10 protein-coding genes are annotated in these 13,519 nt (G+C 39.2%); all 10 read right to left on the reverse strand.

From position 1 onward, the window contains the following. Positions 1-88: 88 nt before the first annotated feature. The gene (locus AC3E9U_RS05010) at positions 89-952 is read right to left on the reverse strand and encodes a sigma-70 family RNA polymerase sigma factor (RefSeq protein WP_023573483.1); all 864 of its coding nucleotides are present in this window, start codon (positions 950-952) and stop codon (positions 89-91) included. A gap of 138 nt (positions 953-1,090) precedes the next feature. Further along, positions 1,091-1,810 carry a hypothetical protein gene (locus AC3E9U_RS05015; RefSeq protein WP_488745814.1) on the reverse strand — a complete coding sequence of 240 codons (720 nt, stop codon included), beginning with the start codon at positions 1,808-1,810 and terminating at the stop codon, positions 1,091-1,093. A gap of 100 nt (positions 1,811-1,910) precedes the next feature. After that, the gene (locus tag AC3E9U_RS05020) at positions 1,911-3,668 is read right to left on the reverse strand and encodes a hypothetical protein (RefSeq protein ID WP_488745815.1); all 1,758 of its coding nucleotides are present in this window, start codon (positions 3,666-3,668) and stop codon (positions 1,911-1,913) included. Next, entirely contained in the window at positions 3,665-4,921 is a 1,257-nt protein-coding gene (locus AC3E9U_RS05025) for a DUF4249 domain-containing protein (RefSeq protein ID WP_488745816.1), read from the reverse strand. The genes AC3E9U_RS05020 and AC3E9U_RS05025 overlap by 4 nt, the downstream gene beginning before the upstream one ends. A gap of 59 nt (positions 4,922-4,980) precedes the next feature. Further along, positions 4,981-6,234: a DUF4249 domain-containing protein gene (locus AC3E9U_RS05030; protein WP_488745817.1), complete on the reverse strand. Its 1,254-nt coding sequence runs from the start codon at positions 6,232-6,234 to the stop codon at positions 4,981-4,983. A 5-nt stretch (positions 6,235-6,239) separates the two neighbouring features. Continuing rightward, on the reverse strand, positions 6,240-9,008 hold the full coding sequence (locus tag AC3E9U_RS05035) for a TonB-dependent receptor domain-containing protein (protein WP_488745818.1): 2,769 nt from the start codon (positions 9,006-9,008) through the stop codon (positions 6,240-6,242). A gap of 3 nt (positions 9,009-9,011) precedes the next feature. After that, positions 9,012-9,761: a hypothetical protein gene (locus tag AC3E9U_RS05040; RefSeq protein WP_488745819.1), complete on the reverse strand. Its 750-nt coding sequence runs from the start codon at positions 9,759-9,761 to the stop codon at positions 9,012-9,014. Between the two features lie 176 nt (positions 9,762-9,937). Beyond that, complete coding sequence (locus AC3E9U_RS05045; RefSeq protein WP_488745820.1) at positions 9,938-12,097, reverse strand: polyribonucleotide nucleotidyltransferase; 2,160 nt, start codon at positions 12,095-12,097, stop codon at positions 9,938-9,940. Positions 12,098-12,241: 144 nt separating this feature from the next. Next, the gene (rpsO, locus tag AC3E9U_RS05050; protein WP_488745821.1) at positions 12,242-12,511 is read right to left on the reverse strand and encodes a 30S ribosomal protein S15; all 270 of its coding nucleotides are present in this window, start codon (positions 12,509-12,511) and stop codon (positions 12,242-12,244) included. A 92-nt stretch (positions 12,512-12,603) separates the two neighbouring features. Further along, on the reverse strand, positions 12,604-13,518 hold the full coding sequence (locus AC3E9U_RS05055) for a hypothetical protein (RefSeq protein ID WP_488745822.1): 915 nt from the start codon (positions 13,516-13,518) through the stop codon (positions 12,604-12,606). Between the last annotated feature and the right edge of the window lies 1 nt (position 13,519).

Here is a 13,519-nt window from a genome sequence, read left to right on the forward strand (position 1 = left end):
TCAATATTTTTAGGACTGTATGTCAAATTTTAAGATCGTAAAGTTAAAATAAACAATTTAAATTACAACTTTTTTTTGAGATTTCAAACTATCCTAAGTAAGTTTTAAGAATTTTACTTCTTGATGTATGTTTCAATCTGCGGATTGCTTTCTCTTTAATCTGACGAACACGCTCGCGGGTCAAGTCAAAAGTTTCTCCGATTTCTTCTAATGTCATCGGGTGCTGGTCGCCCAAACCGAAATACAAACGAACCACGTCAGCCTCTCTGGGAGTAAGTGTTTCCAAAGCTCTCTCGATTTCTGTGCGCAAGGATTCGTGTATTAATTCTCTGTCCGGATTTGGTGATTCACCTGAACGCAATACATCATATAAGTTAGAATCTTCACCTTCCACAAGAGGAGCATCCATTGATAAATGACGGCCTGAGTTTTTCATGCTCTCTTTTACGTCATTAACGGTCATGTCCAATTCCTGTGCAATCTCTTCTGCTGAAGGAGCGCGCTCGTTAGACTGCTCTAACAAAGCATACATTTTATTGATTTTATTAATCGAACCAATTTTATTCAACGGTAAACGAACAATACGAGACTGTTCGGCTAATGCCTGAAGGATCGATTGACGGATCCACCATACGGCATATGATATAAATTTAAATCCGCGGGTTTCATCGAAACGTTGTGCGGCCTTAATTAACCCTAAGTTACCTTCGTTGATCAAATCCGGTAAAGTTAGTCCCTGGTTTTGATACTGTTTTGCCACTGAAACCACGAAACGCAAGTTGGCTTTTGTTAGCTTTTCCAATGCTCTCTGATCTCCGGCTTTGATTCGCTGTGCTAATTCTACTTCTTCATCTGCAGTAATCAAATCAACTTTTCCAATTTCCTGAAGGTATTTGTCTAAGGAAGCAGTTTCACGGTTGGTAACCTGCTTGGTGATTTTAAGTTGTCTCATTTAAGAATCTCCTTGTCTTTTAAGTGTTCAAGTGGTTATACGTATAAGTTTCAGAAAAAGTTACACAGTTTTAAAAAAAATAACAGCTCTCTCAGAATTTTGTTGCTGAAAGAGCTGTTAAAAACAGAATAACTAACTCTATAATTTTCGCGTCGCCTTCCAGCTGCCGCTTTGTGGTGTCTCATTTTGCCAATTGCCGCTCATGCTGTTTTTGCTGATGGAGCCAGTGAAGGTGCCTCCCTCAAACATACCGGAAATTGATGTTCGGCTCAAGGTACCGTCCAGATAAATGGCTTCGGTTTCACCTTTTGTAACGGCCAGTCCAAGGGCATAGTTGTCTTTTGGGCTTTCTGAATCCGAGGTGGTTGCCACATTAAAAACGCCGCTTTCATCACCATTGAAAGTTCCGAGATAACATTTGATATGTTCGAAAGAATACTCTTTGAGTATCTGTGCAAATGGGTTGGCGTGACCACTGATGTGTATATTGTCCACAACCGGATTTTCCCCGTCCGCCTCTACACTGAAATCAAATGACGAACTTCCGTTTGTAAAAGTCAGACCCGTGATGGCCTGCCCTTCCGTTACCTTTTCCGATGTTGTAAAATTATAATTGACATCATTAATTTTCATTTTTGCCGAAACCTTCCCGTTATTGTATATGTTAACATAAACCGTTCCTGATGAACCTACAAAAATGCCTTTATAGACGCCGTAGCTAGTGGCATCATATTCGGATTTTGCCTCAGGTCCCACAGAGAGCTGGTCTTCAACGGGAGTTACCGCATTAGAATTGTTATCATCCGAACAACGAAAGAAAAGTAAACTAATGATCAAAAGAAAAGTAATTTTTTTCATGTTCCCCGATGTTGATGATGAGCATAAAGTTAACTACTTTCCTTTTCAGAAAAAGAATCCTGAATCGGTTAATCGATTAAATGTCAGTTATTTCAGTTGATTATTCGATGCGTATGTCTTTTTTAATGGAGATAGCCTCTCCTTTGGTGGTAAAGCCTTCGATGGAAATTTCGAAGGTTCCTTTTATGTCGGAAGTGTAGAAAAAAAGTGCTGTTTCCTTTTCAGTCAGTGCTACTTCCGGCTCCCACAGCAGTTGGTAGCGGTAGTCGGGGATTTTCTCCATTTCTTTTTTAGAGTAATCAGGTGCAAAGTATTTTTTTCTTGTCAGCGGTCGGTCCAGAGTTGCCGATTTGAAGAATTCGCCAGAAGCTTTGGTTTGGTAATCCGCCTGTTTGGTGATAAAATTAATGACCCCGTTGAACACTTTGGGTCCGTATACATACCCACGACGGATCAGACTTACCTTGTAAATATTCTGCATGTCATAATCAAACAGTTCATTGACATCCTGGATGAGCAGTCCATCTACCATTACCAGGGCTTCACCGTAAGCATTGTCTTGTCCGTAACTATTTCTCAGATGAATGGAATATCCTTGTTCGTTTTTTGTGTAATATACATCTTCTAAGATCTCTACGATGGTTTCTTTCAAGGATGGAAAACGGGTATAATCATCCAAAACGTATTCTTTTTCCATCGGATGGTAGAATGCCGGAACCTTAGGTTGATTAAAGAGGCTGTCCTGCTTCTTGTGAAAATAATTGTTTTCTATCTGATTGGCGATCGATCGGTCTTCAATCGCGATTTTGTTTTTTGGCGCTACCTCCAACGGATTGGAAACCGTCAGTTTGCTGAAATCAGGGCTGTTGCTTTCGTCGAGCGAGATGCTGTAATCGTTTCGGTCTTTTTCAGAAATTTGAATTATCGCATTTGAGGCATCCGGAACATCATCAAGAATAAAATTGAATCTGCCTTCTTCGTTGGTTTTTACCATCTTCAATCCGAAACTTTTGCCTGGAATGGAAAGCGATACCGTTTTATTTTTAAGGTCTTTGGAATTTTTTACGGAAGTGATTTTTCCCGATATGATTTCACCTCGTAATTCTGGTAAAAATTTGCTCTTTTCGATATTTGAATTGTTTTCAACTCCGGCCAAATTTAAAAATGCTGTAGATGTTGCTGGTCGGGAAACGGGTAAACTGTCTTTTTTTCGTACGGAAACGGAAAAACTTCCTTTACTGTTATTTGTTGATACATTCAATAAAGTAAGGCTTGCTTTTTCACGAAGTGTATATTTTGTTTTGTCGGTTTTAATCTGAAGAATATTGTTTTGTACATCAGTCAGGACGTCCTTTTTTTCGGAAGAGAAGTTGTTTAGCGCTGTTTTTTCCGCAGATTTTGAGCCGTCACTTTCCTTCAAAGGAATTCTTTCATACGGATTTATTATAAAGATATCGGTTTTATAAATTCCTTTTACTCCCTTATTAAGTGTCCAGTTTGTATAAGCTATAAGTTTGTAGTTTCCTGTTTTTAGTGAGGTTGTGATAAAACAGTCGCCTTGCCCGGTTCCGTTAGTCAGAGCTATTTTCTGTTTCAGGACACTTTGATTTTGGTCGTCCAGTAATTCAACATAGCCTATTTTGCTTATCGTGGTGAGTTTTTTTTGTGCTGGATTCAGAACATACAACTTGTATAAAAGGGTTTCTCCCGAAAGGAGTGTTGTGGTGTTACAATGCAGGTAAACACTTTCTTCAATGGTGCTGATCTGGCTTATTGATTTTGCACCATTGGTATTCTGTCCAAGAATAAGATTGCTGGTTAAAAGTGTCAGAAAGAGGATGTTAATTATATTTCTCATTGCCAAAAAGGAGGGACTACATTAGATGAAAAAGTGGTACAATCACCACAAATTGGTTTGACCATAGTATAGAAAGAAAATGCTTTTTTATAAAAAATCAGATTCCCCATCCTGATCGCTGATCGTAACGCTGCTCCCGGTCCACCGGTTCCGCAGGGAACTTCCGGAGTTGGATGAGGGTTTTCGCCAAAATCCAGACTGTCAAAAGAATACTCAAGGCATTCGTAGGGGTAGGGAGGGACCTGGGTAGTCGGGAAAATATCATCGAAATTGAAAAAAATCCTTTTCGATGACACGGAAGCTACTTCAAAAAATCCGATTACTTTTTCTTTTGGATTGGAAACGGATTTTAGATTTCCACCGAAAAAACCGGGCTGATTAGGTGATAGAAGACTTTCTGAACCTGACATGTCCTTCAGTGTTTTGTAAAATGTGTACGCTTCAAAACTCTGAACATATTGTGTCACCATAATACTGTAGCGCTCTGCTATTGTATAGTCGGTATTGGCAATAAAACGAACAGGGAAGTTGATAACCCTGTCTTCGTTCAGAATACTGGTATTGTAAATGAAAATTTGATTTGAGTGATGTGTAGTATAACAGACTCTTGTGTTTGGATCCCTTGGTACAAGGGCAATAGTTTCAAATCCGGGGAATTCTGTTCCGGCGCAAACGCGGGGATGTTCTAACAAAATAGTGTTATAGGCGCTCCATTTCGGAGCGGTAATTTTTGCAGTTTCTTCGTATATGTAACGGTAATATTTTGAAGTACCGGTCGGATCATAACTGTTCACCCCGATTTCAACGCCGGTTTGCCCGTCTTTCGAAACCACTGTGGTGCTCAGACTTTCAATTTCATTAACTGTGGTTAAGGTTTCTTTTGCGGATGTATATTCGTGACCATCTGCAGTAATGATAAATAACTGGTAGTTCCTTCCTGGTAGTGCCTGAAATTCGGTAGTTGATTCGTAAATATGGTCGCCTTCCGCAAATTCATAGTGATTGCCTAAATCGTCCGTCATATACACTTCCGCTCCGGATTCAAAGGTTGGCCCGTTTTCTTCCAATCGATACGTTTTGCTAACTTTCACCTGCTGTTTTTTCAGTTCATTGGTTATTGTGGCTTCTATCACAATGGCCTCTTCGAACGTATTGGTTTGTATCTGATATGGTTCGGTACAGCCTGTTACGCCGGAAAAAAACAGCAATATGGCAATGGCTTTCAGAATATATGTTGTTGTTGTTGTTTTCATTCGATTTTAATTAAAACGCACTAAAATGGTTTCGCACGCAACTATTTTTCTCCTATTTTTCATTGCCAAAAAGGAGGTACTATATTAGATCCAACGGTGGTGCAATCACCACATTGGGGTTTGACCATAACAAAGATCGGAAAGAATTCTCTGTAAAAGAGTAATGTACCACTTCTTATACCTGATCTTAATGCTTTTCCTTCTCCTTCGGTTCCGCAAGGATATTCCGGAGTCGGATGGGGATTGCTTCCGAAGTCCTCACTATTATAAGAGTATTCACTACATTCGTAAGGATATGGAGGTACTTGCGTAGTGGGAAAAATATCATCGAAATTGAAAAATATCCTTTTCGATGACACGGAAGCTACCTCGAAAAAGCCGATTACTTTTTCCTTCGGATTGGAAATTGATTTTAGATTTCCGCTGAAAAAACCGGGTTGATTAGGTGATAGCAGACTCTCTGAGCCTGACAGGTCCTTCAGCGTTTTGTAAAAAGTATATGCTTCAAAACTCTGAACATACTGTGTTACCATAATAGTGTAGCGCTCTGCAATGGTGTAATCCGTGTTAGCAATAAAACGAATGGGGAAGTTGATCACCCGGTCTTCGCTTAAGGCGCTGGTAGTATTGATCAGGATCTGATTGGAGTTCTTGGTAATGTAGCAGGTTCTTGTGCTTGGATCCCGCGGCTCAAATCCGATGGTTTCAAATCCGGGGAACACGGTTCCGGCGCATATCCTGGGCTGGTCTAACAAAATTGTATTGAACGGATTCCATTTAGGAGTCGTAATTTTTGAAGTTTCTTCGTATTCATAACGGTAATATTTTGATGTACCCGTTGGATCATAACTGTTTACCCCGATTTCAACACCCGTTTGTCCGTCTTTTGAAACCACTGTGGTGCTCAGACTCTCAATTTCAGTGGCTGTGGTTAGGACTTCTTTTGCTGATGTATATTCGCTGCCATCTTCTGTGATGACAAATAACTGATACTGCCTTCCGGGAAGCGCCTGAAATTCTGTAGTGGATTCGTAAATATGATCTCCTTCCGAAAATTCGTAGTGATTGCCTAAATCGTCGGTCATATACACTTCCGCTCCGGACTCAAAGGTTGGTCCGTTTTCTTCCAATCGATATGTTTTGCTGACTTTTACCTGTTGTTTTTTCAATTCATTTGTTATCGTGGCTTCAATCACAATGGCCTCTTCGAATGTGTTCGTTTCGATCTGATAGGGTTCGGTGCAACCTGTTATACTTGAAAAAAACAGCAGTACAGCGAGTGTTTTCAGAATGTATGTTGTTTTTATTTTCATTTGATTTAAAACTTGAAATTATAGGATATTGTTGGTACGGGAACCGAAAATATGGTTGTTTTATAGGCTTGGATATCACCATTTTTAGTTACGAAAAATACGGAATACGGATTGTTTCTCCCTAGCACATTATAAACGGATATATTCCAAAAACTATGTGCGAGCTTTTTTATTTTATGATTTCCTTCAATGTTTACACCGATATCCAATCGGTAATAATCCGGTATACGGAACTGGTTTCTATCACTGTAAAGCGTATATTCTGCGTTACCGTAAGTGTATTTACCAACGGGATAGGTAATAGGTCTGCCGGTTTGGTAAATGAAATTAGTGGAAACACTGTATCTCTTCGTAAATCTGTAATTTAAAACAGCGCTCAAGTCATGTGGTTTGTCGTAATTGGCAGGAAACCAGTCTCCATTGTTAACTTTGTCGCTCTCAAATTGACTGTCCAGTTTTATAAAGGTCCTTGAGTAGGTGTACCCCAACCATCCGTTCAGTCGTCCTGAATTTTTTTTCAAGAGAAATTCAATCCCATACGCTTTTCCTTTTCCTCTTAGTAATTCAGTTTCGATGTTTTCATTTAATAACAATTCGGCTCCAACTCTGTAATCTAAAATGTTGTTCGTTTTTTTGTAATATCCTTCGACGCTCACTTCGCAATCTTTTTCAATGAAATTTTTGTATACTCCCAATGAAAATTGATTCGCATCTTGAGGCGAAATATTCAAGTCGGAAAGTTTCCAGGTATCAGTGGGCGATTGCGTTGTGTTGCTGGAGAGTAAGTGCAGGTACTGATACGTTTTGTCGTAACTTGCTTTAACGGATAGATCATTGGTGAGGAAATAGCGTACCGAGACCCTTGGTTCGAATCCATTGTAGGTTTTTACAACCTCATTGTTTCCAAAGTCTTTGGTTTCAGTTACCGTTGCGTCTGTAATTGGCGACCCGGCCTGATAAGTTCTTTGTGTGGATGGGCCCAACGCGGCATAAAAGGAATATCGTATTCCTGCATTAAGCAATAGTTTTTCTGATATTTTGAACGCATCAGAAAGGTATATTCCTGATTCCAGTGCTTTTTCTTTGTCTATTGTTACAGGAGTAATTATAGTTCCTTGACCGGTAGGGTTTAATTCTCCGGGTTCTATCTGATACAGTTTCGAACTTAAACCGTAACTTATTTTGTGTTTGTCATTTAAAGCGTAACCGAACTTAAACTGGAATTGGTTTTCATTGATTTTGTATCCGAAATCGAATGATTTTGTGGGATCGGTTGCTTTGTCATATTCGATATTGAATTTGTACTGACTGTTAGAATATAACACCGCTGCTTTGTGTTTGGAATTAAACGAATGATCCCATTTTAAAGTGAAAAGGCGGTTGCTGTATTTGTACAGTGAGTCGGAAGAAACGCTGAACTTGTCATGGCTGTAATAAGCGGTTGCTTCCAGATCATTCTTTTCGTTGATTTTATGGTTGTATTTCACTACTCCGTCGTAAAATGACGCCTGGCTGTTTTGAAGGGATTTCTCGTCTAAAGTTTTTAGAATCCAATCGGAATAAGTGGCCCGGCCGCCAACCAAAAGACTTGATTTTCCTTTAATTATCGGAATTCCTACCGTTAGGTTACTGGTGACCGGTCCGATCCCGCCTTCTCCGGTCAGTTTTACGTTATTGGCATTTTTGGTTTTAATATCGAAGACAGAGGAAAGACGACCTCCGTATTCGGCTGGAATACTCCCTTTGTAGATGTCGGCCGTGCCGATGGTAAACGGATTAATTCCGGAAAAGAAGCCGAAGAAATGTGCCGGATTGTAAATGACGCCATTGTCGAGAAGGATTAGATTCTGGTCTGTTTTTCCACCGCGTACATTAAATCCTGCGGATCCTTCACCGGCTGTTTTGATACCGGGAATTGTGGTAGCCACTTTAAAGATATCGCGCTCGCCAAGCACCATCGGAATGTTCTTCATTCCTTCGATATCGATTGAAGTTACGCCGGTATTTGCGCTTTTTACAGTCTCGCTTTTTTTGCCTTTTACGACTACTTCTTTGAGTTGGTTCACATTTTCTGAAACAGCAAAATCCATTTTACCGTTATTGTACATCATGACTTTACGGGTTTCTTTCTTGTACAGAAAGGTTTCGGTTTCGATGATATTCAGACCGGCAGGTAAAGTTATGGTGTAGAATCCCTGGTCATCAGTAATGGCTGTAGCATCACTGTTTTTAGCTTTTATGATAATGTCCGGAAGGGGTTTTCCGGTTTTGGTGTCTTTTATATGACCGGATAAGGTAAAGGATTTTCCGTTTTGCGTTTTATTTTCTTTTCCTATTAAACTTACGTTGTTTTCCTTTGTGTTTTGGCCTTTTTGGAAAACCGGAGCACCTTGTATTACTACTGCGTTGTTGTTTTGTGGTTTTGTTTTTTCGTTGTTAAAATAATTCTCCGGCAACTTGTCATAAATCATGCTGTTTTTCGTCAGAATTACTTTTTTATCGGTAATGTAAAAATTGAGCGTCGTGTTTTGAAACAATGTGTTTAAAACAGTTTCCATGGTTTCATTTGAAAACCGGTAAGTAATTAATTCCGGTTGATTTTTGAGCCAATCCCGGTCAAAATAGAAAGAGTAATCCGATTCTTGTTCGATGGATTCGATAGCTTTTTCTAAGGTGATGTTTTCGAAGTTGAAGGAGAATTTCTTTTCTTCAACCTGAGCCGTTGCTAATTGATGTACCAGCGCAACCAATATAGTAATAAGAAGTCTTTTCATTGGTTATTCGGCATTGCTGGCCATTGCGTTATTAAGGTAGATCATCATTTTTTCGTAAAAAGTCGGGGCGTCGGATTTTAGCAGATTTTTATAAGAAGAATAGAAATCGTTTATTTTTCTTTTCTGCTCCGGAAAAAGTTTGATCAGCTCTTTTTTTGAACTGATCCTGTTGAAGGCACCGTCTTTTTTGACAAAGTATTCATAATTGTCGTCGAATTCATAAAATATGGATATGCCTTTAACTACTTCTCTTTTATCCCGATGATGTTTTATGTAAAAAGTAAAAGTTTTACCAATTACATTTTCTTCGTAATAACCAGGTTTTAATTGATTTGCCTGAAAATAAACATTGTTGATATAAATGAATTTCCTGTTGTTTACGCTAAATGAGGATGTTTTTTCCGGGGCCAGTTCAATGCTGATAACATCCGATTCTTGGGGTTGGAAGATTACAATGTCTTTGAAAAGATCGTATTTGATTGGTATGTCGAAATAGTTCTGATTGTTGTAAACAACATTGCCGTTTGCGAATTTTTCGGTGGGATAGTATCGGTGTTTGTTGTTTAGGACACGGTACTCGTTAACATGTACTGCGCCGTTGTTGATCGCTAAATTGTCTTTTCCGATTGCCAGATCAAAAGATTTTATAAGCGCTTCATCTGTGGATTGGCCGTGAAGAAGGTTTTGATTGAAAAGTACAATGGTGAGCACAATTAAAAGTTTTTGTAAAGCTCTTTTGGGTTTAGTTTTCATTTTTAATTCGTACAAAAAATACTGGATAATTCTTACGCAAAATAGAGATTAATTTAATGTGAAAATGTTAAATAGTATTTTATTTTAGAAAAAATGCGATTTATTGTAACAAAAAAGGAAAACCCTGTCTCGAATCCGAAACAGGGTTTACTATGAATTAATCTTATTGAAAAAAATTAACCTTTTTGAGGAACTTCTTTTTTCTCCTCACGCGGAGGTCTAGGCAATAAAGCTTTTTTAGAAACTTTTTCTTTTCTTGTTTTTGGATCAATACCAAGATATTTTACCATAAACACATCGCCCATATTAACTACGTCAGCAACATTTTCGGTGCGCTCCCAAGCTAATTCCGATACGTGAAGCAATACTTCATTTCCAGGTACTTTGGTATATTCTACTACGGCTCCGAAGTCAAGCATCTTAACCACTTTTACTTCATAAGCCTCGCCAACTTGAGGTTTGAAAGTAATAGCATCGATTTTTGCCAATACAGCATCGATTCCTTCTGGGTTGGTTCCTAAGATCTCAACTACACCTTGCTCATCCACTTCATTGATAACGATAGTAGTACCGGTAGCTTTCTGTAATTCCTGAATTACTTTTCCACCCGGTCCGATTAAAGCACCAATAAAGTTTCCTGGGATGGTAACGGTAATAATTTTAGGAGCTTTAGGTTTTACAGTAGCATTTGGTCTTGCAATAGTTCCTGTTAATTTACCTAAAATATGTAAACGTCCGTCACGAGCCTGGTCTAAAGCCTGCTCCATGATGTCATAACGTAAACCGTCGATTTTGATATCCATCTGACAAGCCGTGATACCGTCTGCTGTTCCGGTTACTTTGAAGTCCATGTCACCTAAGTGATCTTCATCTCCTAAGATATCCGATAAAACTGCGAATTTCTCACCGTCAGTGATCAATCCCATAGCGATACCTGAAACCGGTTTGATCATTTGAACTCCGGCATCCATCAAAGCTAATGTTCCTGAACAAACTGTCGCCATAGAAGACGAACCGTTTGATTCCAATACTTCAGAAACTACACGGATAGTGTAAGGGCAATCAGCAGGGATCATGTTAGCTAAAGCACGTTGTGCCAAGTTTCCGTGACCTACTTCTCTTCTTGAAGTTCCTCTTAGTGGTTTTGCTTCACCGGTAGAGAAAGGAGGGAAGTTATAGTGTAAGTAGAAACGCTCTTCACCTTGCTCTGAAGGTAAATCGATAACGTTCGCTTCTCTTGAAGTACCAAGAGTAACGGTAGCTAACGCCTGAGTTTCCCCACGTGTAAAGATAGCTGATCCGTGCGCTGATGGTAAATAATCCACTTCACACCAGATTGGTCTGATTTCTGTAGTTTTTCTACCGTCCAAACGAGTTCCTTTTTCAAGGATTACATTACGAACCGCTTCTTTTTGTGTTTTGTAGATGTATTTTGAAACCAATTCTGCTAAATCAGCGTTTTCAGCATGTTCTTCTTCTGTGAATAATGCTTTAACTTCGTCTTTGATTGCGCTGAATTTTTCGCTACGCTCCTGTTTTGAGGAAGCTTCCTGAGCGATAGCGTAATATTTGTCGTATGACGCTGCTTTTACTCTTGCGTAAACAGTTTCATCGCTTTTATCTCCTTCGTATTCTCTGTAAGCCGGGGAACCAATAGCGGCTCTCATGCGCTCCTGAGCAGCAATCTGAATTTTGATAGCTTCATGTGCAAATTTAATTGCTTCGATCATTTCAGCTTCAGAAATCTCTTTCATCTCACCTTCCACCATACAAACAGAGTCAGAAGAAGCACCGATCATCATGTCGATGTCAGAAACTTCCAATTGCTCACGGCTTGGGTTGATGATGAATTTTCCATCCACACGACCAACGCGTACTTCGGAAATCAGGTTGTAGAAAGGAATATCAGATACAGCTAAACATGCAGAAGCAGCTAAACCAGCCAATGCATCCGGCATTACGTTATCGTCATGTGACATTAACTGAATCATGATTTGCGTTTCCGCATGGTAATCATCCGGGAATAACGGACGTAATACACGGTCTACCAAACGCATGGTAAGTACTTCGCTGTCACTTGGACGCGCTTCTCTCTTGAAAAAACCTCCAGGGAAACGTCCTGCAGCAGCAAATTTTTCGCGGTAATCTACCGTTAGCGGAAGAAAATCCACGCCTGGGTTCGCAGTACGGGCAGATACTGCCGTTGCTAATAACATTGCATCGCCCATACGAACCACGACAGAACCGTCGGCTTGTTTGGCAAGTTTTCCTGTTTCGATCGAGATGGATCTTCCGTCTCCTAAATCGATAATTTCTTGGGTAACTTTAGGAATCATAAAATTTAATTCTTAATTAAACAAAGGGTGTCAGTTGTGTTGTTGTGTGTTGTTGTGTAGTTGTCTAATACCCAATGAAAAACCAAACTTTTTTCTGTAAAATATATAAAACAAAAAGAGGCGCGCGGGCACCTCTTCTCATGATTATTTTCTGATGTTTAATTCTTTGATAATCGCACGATATCTGTTGATATCTTTTTTCTTTAAGTAGTCAAGAAGACTTCTTCTTTTACCTACTAATAAAACTAACGAACGCTCAGTGTTGAAATCGTGACGATTTTTTTTCAAGTGCTCAGTTAAGTGTGAGATTCTGAAAGTGAACAAAGCGATTTGTCCTTCAGCAGAACCAGTGTTTTCAGCTTTCCCTGCGTGTTTAGCGAAGATGTCAGCTTTTACCTCTTTAGATAAATACATGCTAATATTATTAAAATGATTATTATGTAGATTGGGACTATCCCAATACGGGTGCAAAGGTAATCTTATTTTTTAAATGTGCAAAATATATATTAATTGAATTGCCTCTTCAAATAATTAACGATACAGGTTTCGATATAGGTCATGGTGTTTTCTGAAATTAAAATTGACTTTACTTTACGCAGTTCCGCTGGGGAATTGGCCTGCTCATTGTACCATAATCCCAAACCGGGGCTTTTTTGGTTTCGCCATTCCTTTATTTGTTCCGGAGAATTTTTTTCCCAGTCTAATTTGTCAAAAGTATTGTCGACGGTTGCTTTGAAATAAATTATTCGGTTGTCGGAACTCTTTAGAGGAACGATAAATTCCGACCAACTATGGTTCCCGTTTGTAATGACTTTGCCTTCATAGCCTAAAGTTTTTAAGGAACAGACAAAGGCCATTTCTCTTTCACTGCACCAGCCGAACGTTCTGAAATTTCCGTTCGCTTGCGTAAAATAATTTGGTTGGTCACTTAAAAGGTCTTTCATGAACAAAGAGGGAATCCGGTCCACATCAGCCAGGGATTTATATTTCTGAAACTCTTTCGGAGGTTTGACCTTGTTCAGTTTTTGATTGGAGGCCATAAATACAATCTCATGGCGGGGATTCGGATCGGTCCAATGCCAAAAATAAGGGATGTTTAGAATTTCTCCTTTGGAATTGTTGGTGGCACTTTTGCTGGTAAAGAGTTTGTGCAGGATCTTAAACGTAAAAAAGGTCTTAGTATTTAAGGAGTCCTTCTGGTTGATTTCATTTTCAGAAAATAACTGTTTGATGTCGGAATCTTCTAAAATATAAAAATCTCTGTAATGGTTTTGGACTACCTGTGCAAAGAACTCAGGGGCCTGCATCTTTTTATAAATAAAGGTTTTGGGATGAAAATCGCTTATGGTCTCCTGAGAGTGGTTTTTGCATCCGATCAGAGCAAAAATGACAAGTAATACAGAGGAATGTTTCAGGGACATC

This window comes from Flavobacterium sp. 21.1 (genome assembly GCF_057801535.1).

Coding starts and splice junctions, on each gene's coding strand:
- AC3E9U_RS05040 (WP_488745819.1), bottom strand. CDS start 9,761: ATGAAAACTAAACCCAAAAGAGCTTTACAAAAACTTTTAATTGTGCTC.
- AC3E9U_RS05010 (WP_023573483.1), bottom strand. CDS start 952: ATGAGACAACTTAAAATCACCAAGCAGGTTACCAACCGTGAAACTGCT.
- AC3E9U_RS05045 (WP_488745820.1), bottom strand. CDS start 12,097: ATGATTCCTAAAGTTACCCAAGAAATTATCGATTTAGGAGACGGAAGA.
- AC3E9U_RS05020 (WP_488745815.1), bottom strand. CDS start 3,668: ATGAGAAATATAATTAACATCCTCTTTCTGACACTTTTAACCAGCAAT.
- AC3E9U_RS05030 (WP_488745817.1), bottom strand. CDS start 6,234: ATGAAAATAAAAACAACATACATTCTGAAAACACTCGCTGTACTGCTG.
- rpsO (WP_488745821.1), bottom strand. CDS start 12,511: ATGTATTTATCTAAAGAGGTAAAAGCTGACATCTTCGCTAAACACGCA.
- AC3E9U_RS05025 (WP_488745816.1), bottom strand. CDS start 4,921: ATGAAAACAACAACAACAACATATATTCTGAAAGCCATTGCCATATTG.
- AC3E9U_RS05015 (WP_488745814.1), bottom strand. CDS start 1,810: ATGAAAAAAATTACTTTTCTTTTGATCATTAGTTTACTTTTCTTTCGT.
- AC3E9U_RS05055 (WP_488745822.1), bottom strand. CDS start 13,518: ATGTCCCTGAAACATTCCTCTGTATTACTTGTCATTTTTGCTCTGATC.
- AC3E9U_RS05035 (WP_488745818.1), bottom strand. CDS start 9,008: ATGAAAAGACTTCTTATTACTATATTGGTTGCGCTGGTACATCAATTA.